The sequence below is a fragment of the Rhizobium leguminosarum genome, assembly GCF_002953715.1.
GTDB classification, from domain to species: Bacteria; Pseudomonadota; Alphaproteobacteria; order Rhizobiales; family Rhizobiaceae; genus Rhizobium; species Rhizobium leguminosarum_V.
This window is the reverse complement of the sequence record NZ_CP025012.1, coordinates 1,104,059-1,121,830: the sequence shown is the minus strand read 5'-3', so window position 1 is coordinate 1,121,830 and position 17,772 is coordinate 1,104,059. Positions and strand designations below refer to the sequence as shown.

The 17,772-nt window shown below is 61.1% G+C and carries 22 protein-coding genes; 17 read left to right on the top strand and 5 right to left on the bottom strand.

What is annotated here, in order from left to right; translation table 11 throughout:
- Positions 1-74 precede the first annotated feature (74 nt).
- On the top strand, positions 75-248 hold the full coding sequence (locus CUJ84_RS05755; RefSeq protein ID WP_158686906.1) for a hypothetical protein: 174 nt from the start codon (positions 75-77) through the stop codon (positions 246-248).
- 95 nt (positions 249-343) lie between these two features.
- Positions 344-676 (top strand): hypothetical protein, encoded by a 333-nt coding sequence (locus CUJ84_RS05750; protein ID WP_003558042.1) that lies wholly within the window; start codon positions 344-346, stop codon positions 674-676.
- Here CUJ84_RS05750 and CUJ84_RS38635 read toward each other — a convergent pair.
- Complete coding sequence (locus tag CUJ84_RS38635) at positions 627-890, bottom strand: hypothetical protein (protein WP_027685318.1); 264 nt, start codon at positions 888-890, stop codon at positions 627-629. The two genes, CUJ84_RS05750 and CUJ84_RS38635, sit on opposite strands and share 50 nt — an antisense overlap.
- A gap of 91 nt (positions 891-981) precedes the next feature.
- Here CUJ84_RS38635 and CUJ84_RS05740 point away from each other — a divergent pair, with 91 nt between their 5' ends.
- Positions 982-1,848, top strand: coding sequence for a LysR family transcriptional regulator (locus CUJ84_RS05740; protein ID WP_105005532.1), 867 nt, complete (start codon positions 982-984; stop codon positions 1,846-1,848).
- 156 nt (positions 1,849-2,004) lie between these two features.
- Here CUJ84_RS05740 and CUJ84_RS05735 read toward each other — a convergent pair whose 3' ends face one another.
- On the bottom strand, positions 2,005-2,451 hold the full coding sequence (locus CUJ84_RS05735) for a host attachment protein (protein ID WP_105008096.1): 447 nt from the start codon (positions 2,449-2,451) through the stop codon (positions 2,005-2,007).
- 162 nt (positions 2,452-2,613) lie between these two features.
- On the opposite strand from CUJ84_RS05735, the gene CUJ84_RS05730 reads away from it, so the two are divergent.
- The 3 genes from CUJ84_RS05730 (at position 2,614) to CUJ84_RS05720 (ending at position 4,861) form a co-directional block, all read left to right on the top strand.
- Complete coding sequence (locus CUJ84_RS05730) at positions 2,614-3,015, top strand: DUF2177 family protein (protein WP_105005531.1); 402 nt, start codon at positions 2,614-2,616, stop codon at positions 3,013-3,015.
- 234 nt (positions 3,016-3,249) lie between these two features.
- Complete coding sequence (locus tag CUJ84_RS05725; protein WP_003558031.1) at positions 3,250-3,651, top strand: pilus protein PilZ; 402 nt, start codon at positions 3,250-3,252, stop codon at positions 3,649-3,651.
- 97 nt (positions 3,652-3,748) lie between these two features.
- Entirely contained in the window at positions 3,749-4,861 is a 1,113-nt protein-coding gene (locus CUJ84_RS05720) for a pyridoxal phosphate-dependent aminotransferase (RefSeq protein WP_105005530.1), read from the top strand.
- A gap of 143 nt (positions 4,862-5,004) precedes the next feature.
- Here the strand turns inward: CUJ84_RS05720 and CUJ84_RS05715 are convergent, their stop codons facing one another.
- A complete protein-coding gene (locus CUJ84_RS05715) occupies positions 5,005-5,271 on the bottom strand; it encodes an SEL1-like repeat protein (protein ID WP_018241371.1) in 267 nt (88 codons plus the stop codon).
- A gap of 445 nt (positions 5,272-5,716) precedes the next feature.
- On the opposite strand from CUJ84_RS05715, the gene CUJ84_RS05710 reads away from it, so the two are divergent.
- The 3 genes from CUJ84_RS05710 (at position 5,717) to CUJ84_RS05700 (ending at position 8,161) form a co-directional block, all read left to right on the top strand.
- Positions 5,717-6,055 (top strand): DUF2147 domain-containing protein, encoded by a 339-nt coding sequence (locus tag CUJ84_RS05710; RefSeq protein WP_003558027.1) that lies wholly within the window; start codon positions 5,717-5,719, stop codon positions 6,053-6,055.
- 272 nt (positions 6,056-6,327) lie between these two features.
- Positions 6,328-6,507, top strand: a complete 180-nt coding sequence (locus tag CUJ84_RS05705; protein WP_027685326.1) for a hypothetical protein — start codon at positions 6,328-6,330, stop codon at positions 6,505-6,507.
- A gap of 151 nt (positions 6,508-6,658) precedes the next feature.
- The gene (locus CUJ84_RS05700) at positions 6,659-8,161 is read left to right on the top strand and encodes an AMP nucleosidase (protein ID WP_105005529.1); all 1,503 of its coding nucleotides are present in this window, start codon (positions 6,659-6,661) and stop codon (positions 8,159-8,161) included.
- Positions 8,162-8,170: 9 nt separating this feature from the next.
- Here CUJ84_RS05700 and CUJ84_RS05695 read toward each other — a convergent pair whose 3' ends face one another.
- Entirely contained in the window at positions 8,171-8,386 is a 216-nt protein-coding gene (locus CUJ84_RS05695; RefSeq protein WP_245457533.1) for a hypothetical protein, read from the bottom strand.
- A 155-nt stretch (positions 8,387-8,541) separates the two neighbouring features.
- Between CUJ84_RS05695 and CUJ84_RS05690 the strand changes: the two genes are divergently transcribed.
- The 4 genes from CUJ84_RS05690 to CUJ84_RS05675 are packed head-to-tail and all read left to right on the top strand — an operon-like array spanning position 8,542 to position 10,881.
- On the top strand, positions 8,542-8,898 hold the full coding sequence (locus CUJ84_RS05690; RefSeq protein ID WP_105005527.1) for a YciI family protein: 357 nt from the start codon (positions 8,542-8,544) through the stop codon (positions 8,896-8,898).
- 10 nt (positions 8,899-8,908) lie between these two features.
- Positions 8,909-9,289: a YciI family protein gene (locus CUJ84_RS05685; protein ID WP_105005526.1), complete on the top strand. Its 381-nt coding sequence runs from the start codon at positions 8,909-8,911 to the stop codon at positions 9,287-9,289.
- Positions 9,271-9,630, top strand: a complete 360-nt coding sequence (locus CUJ84_RS05680) for a YciI family protein (RefSeq protein WP_105005525.1) — start codon at positions 9,271-9,273, stop codon at positions 9,628-9,630. The genes CUJ84_RS05685 and CUJ84_RS05680 overlap by 19 nt, the downstream gene beginning before the upstream one ends.
- A 9-nt stretch (positions 9,631-9,639) precedes the next feature.
- Complete coding sequence (locus CUJ84_RS05675; protein ID WP_105005524.1) at positions 9,640-10,881, top strand: RNA polymerase sigma factor; 1,242 nt, start codon at positions 9,640-9,642, stop codon at positions 10,879-10,881.
- Here the strand turns inward: CUJ84_RS05675 and CUJ84_RS05670 are convergent.
- Entirely contained in the window at positions 10,849-11,811 is a 963-nt protein-coding gene (locus CUJ84_RS05670) for a lysylphosphatidylglycerol synthase domain-containing protein (protein ID WP_105005523.1), read from the bottom strand. The two genes, CUJ84_RS05675 and CUJ84_RS05670, sit on opposite strands and share 33 nt — an antisense overlap.
- A 181-nt stretch (positions 11,812-11,992) precedes the next feature.
- Between CUJ84_RS05670 and CUJ84_RS05665 the strand changes: the two genes are divergently transcribed.
- The 4 genes from CUJ84_RS05665 (at position 11,993) to CUJ84_RS05650 (ending at position 17,642) form a co-directional block, all read left to right on the top strand.
- Positions 11,993-13,486 (top strand): ArnT family glycosyltransferase, encoded by a 1,494-nt coding sequence (locus CUJ84_RS05665; protein WP_105005522.1) that lies wholly within the window; start codon positions 11,993-11,995, stop codon positions 13,484-13,486.
- A 138-nt stretch (positions 13,487-13,624) separates the two neighbouring features.
- On the top strand, positions 13,625-14,641 hold the full coding sequence (locus tag CUJ84_RS05660) for a glycosyltransferase family 2 protein (protein ID WP_105005521.1): 1,017 nt from the start codon (positions 13,625-13,627) through the stop codon (positions 14,639-14,641).
- A 12-nt stretch (positions 14,642-14,653) separates the two neighbouring features.
- Positions 14,654-16,153, top strand: coding sequence for a glycosyltransferase family 39 protein (locus CUJ84_RS05655; protein ID WP_105005520.1), 1,500 nt, complete (start codon positions 14,654-14,656; stop codon positions 16,151-16,153).
- Position 16,154: 1 nt separating this feature from the next.
- A complete protein-coding gene (locus CUJ84_RS05650) occupies positions 16,155-17,642 on the top strand; it encodes an ArnT family glycosyltransferase (protein ID WP_105005519.1) in 1,488 nt (495 codons plus the stop codon).
- Positions 17,643-17,772 lie beyond the last annotated feature (130 nt).

Below are 17,772 nucleotides of genomic sequence, written 5' to 3'. Positions count from 1 at the left end.
TCGCAAGGCATGCTCTTCGACTGCGGATGGGAGCTCGCATTGCCGCCAGTCAGCATGCACAAGGGGCCGTGACCATGATCGCGAAGACTTCACCATGGATTTTCATCCGCGAGCGGCCGGTGCCTCGAACCGGCCTTTGTATGCGCGAACGCCGCCGACATGTCAAGAATGGCGCAGATGCGCCAGGAATGCGCAACTTTGGGGCAAAACTGCGCGAAATCGGTGCGATTTTCCCGCAGATTTCATAGAAGCATTCAATCTTAACGACGTTCTTCAGCAAGTGTCAGCATTCTTCCGCTAATATCCTGTCGTATAACAAGCGGAGGCTAAAAGGGCCTTTCAGATGCACCTCGACACAGAACACCCCAAGCCGGAACGTGCTTACAGGGAATTCAATCTCGACAGGCCCGGCAACATCATCTTCGTCGGCCATCACCTCAGCACCGGAACGCAGGTGCGCTGCCTGATCCGCACGATCACGCTTGCCGGCGCATTGCTCGAAGTCAGCCCAAACCTGGAAATGCCGAGCCATTTCTTCCTCGAAATCCTCGGCATCCATGACGAGATCGGCGCAACCGTGGTCAAACGTGAAGGCGAATTGGTGACGATCAGCTTCAACATGCTGATCAATCCGGAATTCCTGCACCACGTGTTGCGATTGAACTTCGAAACCTGAGGCTTTTTCCGATCCGCGAATCATCGCGGCACGTCGCCTTTGTTTCGCCGCTCCGTCTTGCGGCGAGACGCGCGATGATCGGAACGGCCCAGAGAAATCCGCGCCATTCCGGACGATCAAGCGGGTCGGCAAGCGGATCGGCCAAGGGACCGCGGCGGATCCGCCGATTGCGGATTTCGATTTCCCTGAAGAGAACAACCCAGTTGAGATCCATTGCTTCATCCTCCATCTATTTCCTGGAGCACTTGAGCTAAGCCTTCGCGCCCTTCCGATGTAGAGGCGCTGAGGAAAGGGGGTTTTCATCCATGAAAGATGCGAGCTGGGACGACCTGCAACTTTTCTTCCATGTCGCGACCGGCGGCGGGCTGTCGGCGGCGGCTCAGCGCACCGGGCTCAGCGCGCCGACGATCGGCCGGCGCATGCTGGCGCTCGAACGGGTGACCGGCCGCTCGCTGTTCAGCCGCGGCCCCACCGGTTATCTTCTGGCCAAGGACGGGCAAGAGCTGCTCGATCGCGTCCGGCTGATGCAGGATGCGGCGCGTGCGATCTCCGACTGGCGCGGCGAAGTGCTGACGCTGCCGATCGTCTCGACGGCCGCCGACAGCTGGACCTCGCGCTTCGTCGCCGACCATCTGGCAAGCGTCTGGACGCCGAAGGACAGCTTCCGCATGTGCTACAAGACCTGCGACACGAGCGTCGATTTCACCTATCGCGAGGCGCATATCGCCATTCGCCACAGCCGGCCGGAGAGCGGCAACGTCGCGATCCGCCGGTCGGTCAAGGTGGCGCATGCGGCCTATCAGGCGGCCGGCTATGACGAGACGAATTGCAACTGGATCTCGCTCGGCACCGATACCGCGATCACGCCCGCCGACAAATGGACTTTCGAACAGCCGGATTATTGGATCACCAGCTGGACGAATACGCCACATATGCTGTTTTACCTCATCCGCGGCGGTGCCGGCCGCGGCGTGCTCCCCTGTTTCATCGGCGATCAGGAGCGCAGGCTCGTCCGCGCCGGGCCTGTGATCGACGAGCTGACTTACGAGATGTGGATCGTTGCGCATGACGACGAACGGCAACGGCCGGAGGTCAGGATCGTCATCGACCGCCTGGTGGCGCTCTTTGCCGATCATGAAGAGCTGTTTGCCGGGCAGAGGCCCTCGATATGACACGAAAACGCGGGCCCCTCGACCCGCGTTTCCTCGGCTTGCCGCTAGAGCGGTAACCGCTCTATCCTTCTGTTTCTACGCAATTCCCGGCAAAACCGCTTTCGCGCTTTGCCTGGGAAAACTGCTTCACACTTTTCCTGGAATTGCGCTAACGGCTCAGGCGGCGAGATGCCGCTCGATCTCGTCGACCGGCATATTGGTATAGTCTTTCGCCACTTCCGCGGTGATCACCGCCAGCGTATCGGCGCGGAGTGCCGGCCGCAGCGCGCCAAGCGCCTTCGGCGGTGCAACGAGGACGATGCGACGGGCCTTCTTTTCCTGCACCAACTCGTCGAGCTTTCCCGCCACCTGTTTCAGAAATTCGGCTTCGGCCTGATCCTGCCAACTGGTCTCCTCGACAGCGCTGCCGCTCAGTCCGTCTGCAGCATGGGTTCGGCCAGGCTTATCGGCGCCAATCTCGCGATCCGGCGCGCTCGGCTGCGTCAGGGTTTCCAGCACCTTCAGGTTCACCAGTTGGGCATCGCCGGCATTCTGCATGATCAGAGCCTTGGCTCCATCGCAGACCACGACCCATGATTCCCAAGGGATTTTGACATCAGTCATCTTCAACTCCTCGCTGTCGTCATTCGAAGCGCGCCGTGCTTCATCGATCAAGGCACAACGCTCGGCCTTTGAAAGAGTTCGGGAAAATTGCGCCGAAATCGAACGGGGCGGCGATCCGGCCGGCCCTTGCTGCGTAAAAAGGCCAGGTTCGGGAGATTGACGATGAAGACATCACTGCTCGCCTATGCCGGCACCTTTCTCACCCTTCTCATCTGCGACGGGATATGGCTCGGCCTCATCGCCCGCAACTTCTACCGCGACCAACTGGGAGCACTGATGCTGCCCTCGCCCAATCTTGCGGTCGCCGCGCTGTTCTATCTGTTCTTCGCCGCCGCAGTGATTGTGCTTGCCGTGCTGCCGGCGCTATCGACAGGCTCGATCGCCACGGCGTTTCTCCACGGTGCCATTCTGGGACTGGCGGCCTATAGCACCTACGACGTCACCAATCTTGCCACGCTTCGCAACTGGCCAGTCGTCATGAGCCTGGTCGACATGGCCTGGGGCACGGCTCTGACAGCGCTGACCGCCGCCGGCGGATATCTTACCGTCAGATTTTTTGGCTGAGACTTGAGCCCAGGGATGGAAACCGCGTCCCGATAATGAACATGAAGGCGTCCCGCTTGGGAACAAAGTTTGAACTCGTTAAAATTGTAATTTTATATTTGACGAATGTGCAAAACATTCATGTGACCTTGGTTGGGATCAAGACCAGTTGCTCGATCAAGCCAGCCTGAATGAGATCAAGGTCAGCTTGATTGAGATAAACCCCCAATGCGTCCTGACTGACGGAGAATGTGAATGACTATGCTCCGCGCTACACACCTTGCCACGGTCAAGTCCGCTGTCTACGACCTGCGCTGGGAAGAATTCAGCGTCAAACGGCCAGCCCGCATCGTCGCCGTCCGGCCATGCCTCACAGGCGTCTCCATGCGAAGTGCCGAGATCATCGATATCTCCCAGGGCGGCGCCACCTTCATCGTCTCGACCACGGCCGGCCTGCCAAAGCATTATTATCTCAACATTCTTGGCCTCGCCTATCGGATCGGCTGCGCCGAGGTCTATCGCCATAAGGAACGCATCGGGGTGCGGTTCATCAACATCATGGACCCCGAGGTTCTGCGCCGCGTCGTCCGCACCGATTTCCTTGTCGGCAACATGGAAGCAATTGCCGCTCGGCGTGCGCCGATCTTCCGCGCCTGAACAGGCCGAGTCGTTGCGGAAATAATCTTGCTTGCGTTGGCCGTGCCCGGGCCTATTGTTTCGCCAATTGTCATTATATCCGGGAAACTGCCGTCGCATGTCCGCCTTTTCGCGCTTCACACCTCTTGCCAGCGCCCTGCCTTCCACAGTTCCTTTCGTCGGCCCCGAGGCGATCGAGCGCCAGCGCGGGCTTGCCGTTTCGGCGCGCATCGGCGCCAATGAGAACGGCTTCGGCCCAGCCGCTTCCGTGTTTGCAGCGATGCGCGAAGAGGCCGACAATATCTGGAAATACAACGATCCGGAGAATTTCGCGCTCCGGGAAGCGCTTGCCGCCCATCTCGGTATCTCGGCCGCCAATATCGCCATCGGCAGCGGCATCGACGAATTGCTCGGCCAGATCGTCCGGCTGGTGATCGAGCCGGGCGCGCCCGTCGTTACCTCGCTCGGCGCCTATCCGACCTTCAATTTCCACGTCGCCGGTTTCGGCGGCCGGCTGGTGACCGTTCCCTACGCAAACGACCGCGAGGATCTCGACGGCCTGCTCGATGCCGTCAAGCGCGAGAATGCGCCGCTCGTCTATTTCGCCAATCCTGACAATCCGATGGGCAGCTGGTGGGATGCCGAAAGCATCGTCGCTTTCGCCCGTTCGCTGCCCGAGACGACGCTGATGGTGCTCGATGAGGCCTATAGCGAGACGGGGCCGGCAGGTTCGCTGCCGTCGATCTCCTCGCTGATAGAGCTGCCGAACGTCGTTCGCACCCGCACCTTCTCCAAGGCCTACGGACTTGCCGGCTCACGCACCGGCTATGTGATCTCGACAGCAGGCACGGCGCAGGCGTTCGACAAGATCCGCAATCATTTCGGCATGAACCGGCTGGCAACGGCCGCAGCGCTCGCCGCCCTCAAGGACCAAGCCTATCTTGCCGAGGTGGTCGGGAAAATCCATGCAGCGCGGGAGCGGATCGCCGGCATCGCCCGGGCGAACGGTCTCGTCCCCCTGCTCTCGGCGACGAATTTCGTGGCGATCGACGCCGGGCGTGACGGCGCTTATGCCAGGGCGATCGTCGACGGCCTGATAGAGCACGGCGTCTTCATCCGCATGCCGGGTGTGGCGCCGCTCAACCTCTGCATCCGCATCAGCGTCGGGCCGGAAGCTGATATGGCGCTGCTCCAAGAGGCGCTGCCGCAGGTCCTGAAAAAGATCGGCTGAGAAAACAGAAGAACCGCGGCCGGTGGAGGAAATCCGGTCGCGGTTCTCTTCTCCCGGCGTCGGCCCCGTCGAAAGCGCCCCGCCAGCCCCCTCTTTTTGAGGTTGTTATTGCTGCTCTTGTCGAATTCTGATCGGAGACGGTTTTAGTGGACCGTCATCCACTCGCGGGCGGCGCGCAGTGCTGCTGCGAGCTGCATCTTGTCCATGGCGGCGGCCACGTCGGCACGAAGCTCGGCGGCGCGATCGTTGCCCTTGATTGCGGCGATGTTCAGCCATTTGTGGGCTGAGACGAGATCGACTTCGCAGCCGCGGCCGGTCGCATACATCAGACCCATTTCGCAGAAGACATCGGCGCTGTTGTCGCCACCCATGGTGGCCGTTTCAGCATTGTGCATTTCAAAGCGTGCCATCGGTTTTATCCCTGTTAGCCTGTTTATGACTTACCCTGTTTTACCTCTGGGCCTTGCCGTCTATCGCGGCTTGTGGCCCTTGCGGTCCGGCGAGTTTGCCCCGCTCGTTTGATGGGTTCACTATGCCAAACGGCTTTCAAAAAACGCCTAAAATGCATGATTAATTCTAGACAAACAAAGTGCAAATGCTTGGTAAATTTGGATTTTTGTTAAACATCAGATCCCTTGCGAATTAAGGATTTTCGCTCGAATTTTACGAAAGATTCAGATTTGAAAATAAAGGGATCGTTCATCATGAAATCAGCAGGCGATATCTTTACAAGCTCGCCGCATGGCTTTTTTCTCCTGTTTTTGCCCCGATCCGCAGAACAGCGATCGGGCTTATTTACCTTTACGTTCGCGTCAGTTATTTTCGCGGCCGATCTAGGACATCATGGAGGAAAAGATGATCCGCAGCTTCGTTCTCGCAGGCGCCATCGCAATGATCGCGGGTATCGCGCATGCCGAGGAGCCGATCGTCGGCAACTGGAAGACGGCCGCCGGCGATACGGCGGTGATCGCATCCTGCGGCGGCAGTTATTGCGTGACGCTGAAGACCGGTAAATATGCCGGCCGGAAGATCGGCACACTCGCGGGAACCGGCGGCAGCTATGCCGGCGAGATCACCGACCCGGCCGCCGAGAAGACCTATAGCGGCGCAGGCAAGGTTTCCGGCAACTCGCTGAGGATGCAGGGCTGCGTGATGAAGATCCTTTGCAAGTCGCAGACCTGGACGCGGCTCTGAGGCCATAAGGCGCCTGCGCAACGATTACCCCAAACACTGAAGCATGCCGACGCGGCGGCATGCTTCGAAGCCCTTTGCGGTCTCCTCCGCTACGACAGCCGGCGAAGTTGAATGGCGTCGAATTTGCCCGGCGAACCCTTCTAATCCACTCCGCAACCTAGCCGAGCCTGTCCGGTAAGCTGAACGGCTGATGAACCGCCATCTCAGCACTTGTTCAGCCATCGCATGCCAAAACTCTTGTCACGATAGAGTTGCGTATCGGGGACAAGGGGATGAACATCTATATTCTGGCAAGACGCTTTAGCATCATCACGCTGTTTGCGGCGATCTTCGCGATCACGTTTTCGGCGGTCGTGGTGCACGAGGGCGGCGGCGGGGCGCAGTCGCATTTCGGGGCAAGCTACACCTGCCTTGAGAGAAACGGCACCTTCTGCGCGCCTACGGTGCGGTGACTGAAGCGCATCGTGCGATGCGCTTTAAGTCGTTGATTTACGCGTGTCGTTGTCCCGACAGGCATTAGCATCAGACACGGAAAAGGATAAAAAATCGGAATCCGTCGGCGCGCGTCGTTTGCTTGTCAAAAACAACTCTCTATAATGCGTCATGAACAAACGAATCTCCCCTTTGGCGCCCCTCGACATATCCTCTCCGCCACCTTTCCAGCCTCAGAGCTTTGATGATCCCGCCAAGGCCGTCGAGACGCTGACGGCGCTTTACGAGCGCAATACGGCGTTCCTGATCGAGAGCTTCGCCGAACTTGCGCAGGGCGCTCCGATCTCCTCGCGCTACCGCGCTTTTTATCCGCAGGTCAGCATCGAGACGACAAGCTTCGGCCATGTCGATTCGCGGCTTTCCTATGGTCACGTCACGGCACCCGGCATCTATACGACGACAGTTACCCGGCCGAAGCTCTTCAAGCATTACCTGAAGGAGCAGCTGGCGCTCTTGATGAAGAGCCACAACGTTCCTGTCATCGTCTCGGAATCGACGACGCCGATCCCCTTGCACTTCGCCTTCGGCGAGGGTGCGCATGTGGAAGCATCGACCAACGCATTCGTCGACATTCCGATGCGCGATATCTTCGACACGCCCGACCTCAACACCACCGACGACGAGATCGCCAATGGCGAATATATCCCGCCGCCGGGAGAGCCCTCGCCGCTCGCGCCGTTCACCGCGCAGCGCATCGACTATTCGCTCGCCCGATTGTCGCACTATACGGCGACGCATGCCGAGCATTTCCAGAATTTCGTGCTGTTTACGAACTACCAGTTCTATATCGACGAATTCTGCAGCTGGGCGCGCAAGCTGATGGCGGAGGGCGGCGACGGCTATACTGCCTTCGTCGAGCCCGGCAATGTCGTCACCCTGCCCGGCTCGCACGCGCCGGAAACGGATGCCGCCGTCACCCGCCTGCCGCAAATGCCGGCCTACCATCTGAAGAAGAAGGGCCATGCCGGGATCACCATGATCAATATCGGCGTCGGCCCCTCCAACGCCAAGACGATTACCGACCACGTCGCCGTGCTGCGCCCACATGCCTGGCTGATGCTCGGCCACTGCGCCGGTCTTCGCAACAGCCAGCGGCTCGGCGACTATGTTCTCGCCCATGCCTATATGCGCGAGGACCATGTTCTCGACGACGACCTGCCGGTCTGGGTGCCGATCCCGGCGCTGGCCGAAGTGCAGGTGGCGCTGGAAGCCGCCGTTGCCGAAATCACCGGCTATGAGGGTTTCGAGCTGAAGCGCATCATGCGCACCGGCACCGTCGGCACGATCGACAACCGCAACTGGGAACTGCGCGACCAGCGCGGGCCGGTGAAGCGGCTCTCCCAGGCGCGCGCGATCGCGCTCGACATGGAATCGGCGACGATCGCCGCCAACGGCTTCCGCTTCCGCGTGCCCTACGGCACGCTGCTCTGCGTCTCCGACAAACCATTGCATGGCGAATTGAAACTGCCGGGCATGGCGACGGCCTTCTACCGCACGCAGGTCAACCAACATCTGCAGATCGGCATCCGCGCCGTCCAGAAGCTTGCCGCCATGCCGAAGGAAGCGCTGCATTCACGCAAGCTGCGCAGCTTCTTTGAAACGGCCTTCCAATAGGCCGTTTCCTCATCTGCCCGTCACGACAGGCGCCGAACCGTCGGCCAGCATCTGCGGCCTACCGGCGGCAAGGTTCAGCCCTGATATCAGCAGGGTGAAGGCCACGAAGACGAAAGCGATGCGCAGAAGAACCCTCAGCGCATCGGTATCGTCGGGTACCAGCTGACGCTTTTCACGACGGCTTGCCCAGATCTGGCGTGCTAGGGCGATTTCAAGAATGCTCACTTCCGTTCTCCTCGACAGGTTTCGATGAAGCCTTGTCGAGTGCTGCCTTGCGATTTCGACAGCCGGCCGGCACAAAGATTTTTTCCGCCGCTGTCGAAATGCGTGGAGCTCGGTCGTCCAGGGTTATTGAAACGCTCACAAGGAGGCTGTCCGCGATGAAATATCTGTGTCAGGTCTGGTTCGATGGCAGGGTACTCGACGCCATGACGAAAGAAGAGAAGGCCGAACTCGACACCAATTCCTTGAACTATGACAAGGACCTCGTCGAAAGCGGGCATATGATCGTCGCCCAGGCGCTGCAGTCGCCGAAATCGGCGGTGACTGTCCGAATGCGCAACGGCGAGATGTCGGTGACGGACGGTCCCTTCGCCGAGACGAAGGAGGCGCTTGGTGGCTTCATCCTGATCGAGGCAAAGGATCTCAACGAAGCGATCCGGATTGCGTCAGGCATCCCGCTCGCCAAACTCGGCGCGATCGAAGTGCGACCAATCCACGAATTCGGAGCTAAATGAGGAGAGACCAATGAAATTTCTATGCCAGATCTGGTTCGACACGGAAAAAAGCAAGCTGGTCCCTCAGACCGAATGGGATGCGCTCACACAGGAGTGCATCACCAGCGACAATCGCTGGCGCGAGAGCGGTCATCTGCTCGTGGCTCTCGCCTTGCATGAACCGTCAACGGCGATCACGGTCCGCCTGCGCAATGGTGAAGCCTTTTCGACCGATGGCCCATTTGCCGAAATCAAAGAGCACCTCGGCGGTTTTTTGCTGATCGAAGCCGAGAATATCGAGGAGGCGAAGACGATCGTGTCGAGTTTTCCGATCCTCAAATATTGCTCGATCGAAGTGCGCCCGACTTACTCCATCCAGGATGGGAAACAGCCATGCGCTACATCTGCCTGATTTATAACAGCGCCGACACCGACGGCACGCTGACATCGGAAGAGACCTATGAACTCATCAAAGCCCATTTCGCCTTCGACGAGGAGCTGCGTCGCGACGGTATCATGATCCATGCCGATGCACTTGAGATGCCCGACAAGGCAACCGTGCTGCGTGTTCGAGACAACAGCCTGTCAGCTACCGACGGCCCCTATGTCGAGACGAAGGAACATCTGGCCGGCTTCTACGTCATCGAGGCGCCTGACCTGGTGAAAGCCAGGGAGATTGCCGGGCGGATCCCTTCGGCACGTTTCGGCGCTGTCGAACTGAGGCCCGTGCGAATGCTGACCCTGCCGGACTGAGGTGCCCCTTTGGAACGCGTTATCGAGGAGATCTACCGAACGCAGTCGCGCCGGGTGCTGGCGACGCTGATCCGCCTGCTCGGCGATTTCGACCGGGCGGAGGAAGCGCTTCACGACGCCTTTGCAGCGGCCGCGCGGACATGGCCGACGGACGGCATTCCCGGCAATCCCTTCGCCTGGCTCGTCTCCACGGGGCGCTTCAAGGCGATCGACACGATCCGGCGGCGGGCGCGTTTCGATGCTTCGCAGCATCACATCGAGGACAGCCTCTACTCGCCCGATGCAACGGAGATCGGCGACATGGAACCGATCGAGGACGACATGCTGCGGTTGATCTTCACCTGCTGTCATCCGGTCATTCCGGCCGACGCACAGATGGCCATGGCACTCAGGGAAATCTGCGGACTGACCACCGAAGAGATCGCCCATGCCTTCCTCATTCCAGCACCGACGGTCGCCCAGCGGATCGTGCGCGCCAAGAGCAGGATCCGGGCGGCAAAGATCCCCTACGAGGTGCCGGGCCGCGAGGCGCTGCCGCCGCGGCTAGACCGGGTGCTGCACGTCATCTATCTCGTCTTCAATGAAGGTTATTCGGCCTCCTCGGGCGAGGACGTAGTCCGCGCCGACCTGACGGCGGAGGCGATACGTCTGGCGCGGCTGCTACTGACGCTGCTGCCGCATCCTGATGTCTCCGGCCTGCTGGCGCTGATGCTGCTGCAGGATTCCCGCCGCACCGCCCGCCGCGGCGAGCAGGGATCGCTGGTGCTGCTTGCGGATCAGGACCGCTCGCTGTGGGATCAAACGAAGATTACGGAAGGCCTGGCGCTGCTCGCTGACGCGATGCAAGCGGAAGAGATCGGCAGCTATACGCTGCAAGCGGCGATCGCTGCCGAGCATGCCCGAGCGCCGGCCGCCGAAGCGACCGACTGGCGACGGATCGCCTTTTATTACGATCTGCTTCTGGCGGCGCAGCCCTCCCCGATTGTCGAGCTCAACCGTGCCGTGGCGATTGCGATGGCGGAAGGGCCGGCAAAGGGGCTGGAACTGGTCGATGCCATTCTGGCACGCCGGGAGCTGCAAGCCTATCACCTCGCCCATTCGGCGCGTGCCGATTTCCTGCGCCGTCTCGGCCGGAGGCAAGAGGCGATCGCGTGCTATGAAACGGCGCTGTCGCTCTGCCGGCAGGAGCCGGAGCAGGCGTTTCTGAGAAAACGGATTTCAGAGCTTGCCGCGACGTCCGAGCGGCAGTGAGATCGCGGTTCCGGTGAGCGCCGAGACGATAATCAGCAGGTGGGCATTGACGCTCGCCTGTGCCAGCGCTGCCAGGGCCAGCCGTTCGCTCGAGGCTCCCAAGGCGATGGCGCCGGCGGTGATGCCGGCCGGATAGGTGCCGACGCCGCCCGGCGCATGCATCGGCAACACGGAGGAGAGCTCACCGCCGAGCGCGCCACCGAAGCTTGCCGCCATCGGCAGCACGCCCATCAGGCCGAGGGCCCATGCCAGCACCATCACCTTCACCAGCCAGTTGACGATGGTCATCGCCCACGCGCGCGCAAAGGCGATGGCGTCGAGCGGCAGGCCGTTTTCGATCTCGGCGACGAATTTCTGCGCTTTCTCAGGCAGCAGCCTGGCGGCAAGGCGCAGCAGCGGCTTGCGGGCGGCGAAGGCCGCGACCGGCAACAGCAGGAAGACCGTCCAGAGCGACCAGGCAACTGCCGCATCGGCTGAAGCGACGGCAAAACCGATGCCGGCAGCGGCCAGAAGGGCGTGCAGGTCGAGCAGCCGCATGACAAACAGCGCCGAGGTTCCACGCGTCAGCGGAATGCCGAATTCGGTGCGCATCAGCAGCGGAAAGCTAGTCTCGCCGGTGCGGAAGGGCAGCATGATGTTCAGCAGGTTGTGGATCTGCGTGACGCGGAAGAGGACCGCGAACCGGCCGGCCGTCTCGTTTGGAAAATAATCATAGATGCGCCAGGTTCGCAGGAAATAGGTGCTCGTCAATAGCACGAGCGCGCCGATCACCGGACCTGCACCGACATCGGCCCACTGCCTGATGATAACAGGCCAACCCCAGAACCATTGAATGAAGAGGCCATAGGCTGCGACGATGACGACCGTCAGCACCGTCATGCGATTGCGCATAAACCAGGATTGCCGGCTTTCAACGATCGAACTCTTCATGTAGTAGGCATTCCTCGCTTGGGTCGGCATGGGCCCGGTCCCGTCGCCAGGCCTTTTAAGAGAAATGAAGGTTGCGCACAACGGCGGAGTGATGGCGATGGCGGTGAAAACGCCTCCACGCCGACGATCCGAGCGGCCGACCGGTACATGATGGCGCCTTGCCGGCTTGACGTGGAGATCGATGTTGGAGCGGATTACCAGAAGCATTACCAGCGCAAGCATTTTTCTGGCAGGTTATTTCCTGCTGAACATCGCGCTTCGCATCGCCTTGCCGCATACGCTCGATCTCGACGAGGCGGAGCAATCCTTCTACTCGCAATATCTGCTTGCCGGCTATGGACCGCAGCCGCCCTTCTACAACTGGATCCAATATGCCATCGTCTCGGTGACCGGCATATCGATGTGGGTGCTCTCGGTGCCCAAGAACATCATTCTCTTCGGCTGCTATCTGTTCTACGGGCTTGCCGCCCGCGAGGTGCTGAAGAGCCGTTCGCTCGCAGCCGTCGCCATGCTGAGCCTGATTACCCTGCCGCAGGTCGGCCTGATGGCGCAGCGCGAATTGACCCATACGGTCGCGCTGCTGTTTGCGACCTCGCTCTTCCTCTTCGGTTTTTTCCGAACGCTGCGCCAGCCGACGATCGGGAGCTACCTCATCATCGGTATCGCCACCGGCATCGGGCTCATCTCGAAGTACAATTTCGCCATCCTGCCGGCTGCCGCCCTGATCGCCGTGCTGCCGGACCGGGAATGGCGCAGCCGTCTCATCGACTGGCGTTTGCTGCCGGCGATCGCACTCGCCATTCTGATCGTGCTGCCGCATGCGCTCTGGCTGCCTGACAATCTCGCCAGCGCCTCTGCGCCGACGCTGGAGCGGATGACCGCCGAAGACCTGGCGCCGGCCGGCCTTCCCCGCGTCGGGCAAGGCCTGCTATCTCTCGTCATCGCCGTCCTCGGCTTCGTCGCATTGCCGATCGTTCTCGTCGCAGCCGCCTTCCGGCGCGACTTCTTTCGCGCGCTCTCCTCTTCCAACCCGATGATCCGGGTGATCGAGCGGATGATGATCATCAGCCTGATCGCCTTCGTCGGTGTGGTCCTCTTCGCCGGCGCGAGCGATATCCACGAGCGCTGGCTCGACCCGTGCCTGCTCGTCCTGCCGATCTATCTGTTCCTGAAACTGGAAACCGCAGACCTCGATCTTTCCGCCGGTCTTGCCCGCTTCCGGCCCGTGGTGCCGGTCTTCATGGTCGTCATCCTGTCGATCCTTCTCTTCCGGATCGTCGGCATTCAATACATCGGCACGTATACGAGAACGAACGTACCCTTTTCCGGCTACGTGGCTGAATTGACAGCGACCCGCAGGCCGGTTCTCATCGTGGCGGGAACCAAGTTCGTGGCCGGTAATCTGAGGCTGGAGCTTCCCGATGTTCCCGTCGTGATCCCGTTCTTCCCGGGTCCCGGGGTTCCCGAATATACGGCTGCGAAGGGGCCGGTGCTCGTTATCTGGCGCGGCGAGACCGCAGATGACCCAACAATTTCTCCCAGCTTCGCCAACGATCTGGTGAGATCGGGCATTCATCTGCAAGAGTTGAACACGCTGACGCTGCCCTATCTCTTCGGTGACGGCAAACGCAGCTTCTCCATTGGTTACTCCTGGGTGGAGGGCGGCGCGAAATAGCACCCCGGCTGTTCAGCCGATTGCGGGGAAACCGGCATTGCCCGCTGGCAACGGGCGGACACTTCATGTAGTAGCCTTCCGCAAGTGCGACGGCAGCAGTAAAGCTTGCTCGGCCGTCCGGCCTTTTGGAGATGAAAGTTGCAGACAACGGTAGAGCCCATTCGCGGTACGAATGACCCGGTACAATCGCTCGAGCTGTCGCTGGTCGTGCCCATTTTCAACGAAGAGGAAAGCGTCGGCCCGCTCATCGAGCGTGTCGTGGCTGCGATGGTAAGCTACCCCCATCGCTGGGAGCTGATCCTCGTCGATGACGGCAGCACGGATGCGACGCTGGTCAACGCCCGCAAGTACGTCGGACGCGAGGGGTTGGCGCTCAGGATCGTCGAGCTGCAGCGCAACTTTGGCCAGACTGCCGCCATGCAGGCCGGCATCGACACCGCCCGGGGCCGTCTGATCGCGACGATGGACGGCGACCTGCAGAACGACCCGAAGGACATTCCTTCGATGGTCTCCGAGCTGGAACGGCGTGAACTCGACCTCCTGGTCGGCTGGCGCAAGAACCGCAAGGACGGTCTGTTCTTGCGCAAGATCCCCTCCTGGTGCGCCAACTACCTGATTGGCCGCATCACCGGCGTCAAGCTGCATGATTACGGCTGCAGCCTGAAGATCTACCGTGCCTCGATTATCAAGCAGGTGAAGCTGATGGGCGAGATGCACCGCTTCATCCCGGCCTGGGTCGCCGGTGTGGTGCCGAGCTCGCGCATCGGCGAGATGGCCGTCACCCACCATGCCCGCGAGCACGGCGTTTCGAAGTACGGTATTTCGCGTACCTTCCGCGTCATCCTCGATCTGCTGTCGGTGATGTTCTTCATGCGCTACAAGGCGCGGCCGGGGCATTTCTTCGGTTCGCTCGGCCTAGGCCTCGGCGCGCTCGCCATGTTGATCCTGCTCTATCTCAGCTTCGACAAGTTCATCATGGGCAACGATATCGGCACGCGCCCGATGCTGATGGTCGGCGTCGTGCTGCTGCTGTCGTCGGTGCAGATGATCACCACCGGCATCCTGGCGGAAATGATCGCGCGCACCTATTACCGCGACGACGCCTCTCCGAACTACATCGTGCGGCAGATCTTCGACGATCAAAGCCAAGCCTAAGCCGGCAGCACGATGCTGGAGCGCGCGACGAGGACGATCAGAACCGCGGGCCTGCTGCTTGCAGCCTATTTCGTACTCAACATCGCGCTGCGCATCGCGCTTCCGCATTCGCTGGAGCTCGACGAGGCCGAGCAATCCTTCTTCTCCCAATATCTGCTGGCCGGCTACGGCCCGCAGCCGCCCTTCTACAACTGGATGCAATATGCCGTCGTTTCGGTGACGGGCATGTCGATCGGCGCGCTTGTTGTCCCGAAGAACATCCTGCTGTTCCTGTCCTATCTCTTCTACGGCCTTGCCGGGCGGCGGGCGCTGAAGGACCAAGCGCTTGCCGCCGTCGCCATGCTGGCGCTGATTACCCTGCCCCAGGTCTCCTACATGGCCCAGCAGGACCTGACCCACACGACGGCACTGCTCTTTGCCAGCTCACTGTTTCTCTACGGCTTCTTCCGCACGCTCGACCGGCCCGATATCGGCAGCTATCTCCTGCTCGGGCTTGCAACCGGCATCGGGCTGATCTCGAAATATAATTTCGCGCTGATGCCAGTCGTCGCCTTGATCGCCATCCTGCCCGATGCCGAATGGCGGCGCAGAGCGCTCGACCGGCGCATGCTGGCGGCGATCACTGTCGCGCTTGTCATCGTCCTGCCGCACGCGATCTGGCTGCAGGGAAATCTCGCATTCGCCTCCTCCGACACTCTGGTCAAGATGGCCGCCGGCAGCGAACCGGCCGGCGCCGTGCGGATCGGCAAAGGCCTTCTCGCCTTTCTCGTCGCCATCATCGCCTTTGCGGCGCTGCCGGTCGTGATCTTCGCCGCCACCTTCCGCCGGGATTTTGTCCGGGCGCTTTCGGCGGGCAACCGCTGGACTGGGATGATGGAGCGGATGATGCTCGCAAGTCTCGCCGGCATTGCTCTCATCGTGCTGTTCACCGGCTCCACCACGGTTCGCGAGCGCTGGCTCGATCCGTTTCTGCTGGTGCTGCCGATCTATTTCCTGGCGAAAATGCAGGCGGCCGGGCTCGACCTTTCCGCCGGGCTGCGCCGCTTCCGGCCGGTGCTGCCGGTGCTGATGGCCTGCGTGCTGATCGCCCTCGGTTTGCGTGTCGTCGGCGCCGGGCTGATCGGCACCTACAGCCGGCCGAATGTGCCGATGGCAGGTTTTTCGCGCGAGATGACGCGAGAGGCGGAGCCGGCGCTGGTGATCGCTTCCGACCCCTATATCGGCGGGAACATGCGGCTGCAATTTCCCGATGTGCCGGTGGTGATCCCGGATTTTCCGACACCCGGCATTCCGGCCTATGCCGAGGCCAAGGGGCCGGTGCTGATCGTCTGGCGCGGCAAGAAAACGGCGACGGCGGCGGATGCGGTCATGCCGGAGCGGTTTTCATCGGCGCTGACGGCGGCTGATATCGCGCTGCAGGAGATCGGCTCGCTGTCGCTTCCCTATTATTTCGGCCGCCAAGGCGACAATTTCGCGCTCGGTTACGCCTGGGTTCGGCCGGAGAGCAAGTAGAATGACCGAGAGCAACCGTCGCGACATCAGTTGGATCTTCGTCTTGCTGGCAGCCTATTTCGTGCTTCAGGTCGGCGTGCGGCTCGCAACCTCGCATTCTCTCGATCTCGACGAGGCCGAACAGGTCTTCCGCTCGCAATGGCTTGCCGCCGGCTACGGCCCGCAGCCGCCCTTCTACAACTGGCTGCAATATACCGTCTTCCAGTTCGCCGGCGTCTCGCTTACCGCCCTTTCTATCGTGAAGAACCTACTGTTGTTCAGCTCCTACGTGCTCTACGGCCTGACCGCGCGGCTCGTGCTGCGCGACAAGGCGCTGGTGGCGATCGCCACGCTCGGGCTGCTGACGATCCCGCAAATGGCTTTCGAGATGCAGCGCGACCTGACGCACACGGTCGCCGTGTTCTTCTCGGCCAGCATCTTCTTCTACGGCTTCATCCGCAGCCTGAAGCAGCCGAGCCTCGCCTCCTATCTGATTACCGGCATCGGCATCGGTTTCGGCCTGCTTGCCAAATATAATTTTGCGATCCTGCCGGCGGCAGCCCTGATTGCCGCGCTTTCGGATGCGCGCCTGCGGCCGCGGATCTTCGACTGGCGGCTGATGCTGACGGCGGCGGTGGCGCTCTTCATCATCCTGCCGCATCTCTTCTGGCTGAGGGACAATCTCGATTTCGCCACCGCACGCACCCTGGAGAAGATGACCGCGAGCGGCCATGCGAGCTATCTCACGCAGGTGGCCATGGGCGTCAGTTCACTGGCTCTCGCCATCGTCAGCTTTGCCGGATTGACTGTGGCGGTGTTCGCGATCGTCTTCGGCAAGAGCCTTCGTCCGGCGCTGACCGCCGGTTCGGAATGGACGCGGCTGTTCGAGCGGATGATGCTCGTCTTCCTGGCCGGCATTCTGCTTCTGATCGTCTTCGGCGGCGCGGCCGGTATCAAGGATCGCTGGCTGGTGCCGATGCTCTTCATCCTGCCGCTCTATTTCTGCCTGAAGATCGAGGCGGCAGGCGTCGCGACAGACAAGGCGTTCCGGCGTTTCATGCCCATCGTCGCCGTCATCATGATCGGCGTACCGGCAGCCCTCTACGGCAGCGTCGCGGCCGCACGCCTCACCGGCCATTACGAACGGCTGAACAGGCCCTATGCCGGCATGCTGGAAATCCTGCGCAAACAGGCCGAACCGGCGGCGATCCTTGCCGGCGACAGCCTGCTTGCCGGCAATCTCAGGCAGGATATTCCCGGCGTGCCGGTCCTCTCGGTGGATTATCCCGGCTTCCACCCGGATCTTACCAGCCGGCGGCCGCTTCTCCTGGTGTGGCTCCTCCCGCAGAAGGGGGGAAGCGAAGCGCTTCCGCCTGATATGGCTGAATGGCTGCAGGCCAATCTCGGCGCGTCCGCACCGCAGGCGTCGGTGATCGACGTGCCCTATTTCTACCGGCGCGGCGGCGACAGCTACCGTTTCGGCTACGCCTGGGTCAACCAGCCGGGCTGAGCGAAATCAGGATTTCAGCTCCTTCCAGGCCAAATCCAGCGCCAGTTTCGTGATCCTCGCTATCTCATTCACTGTGCTCGGAGGCGCTGAGCCATTAGCTCGTTGGCCATATCCAGCATGCTCGAATATT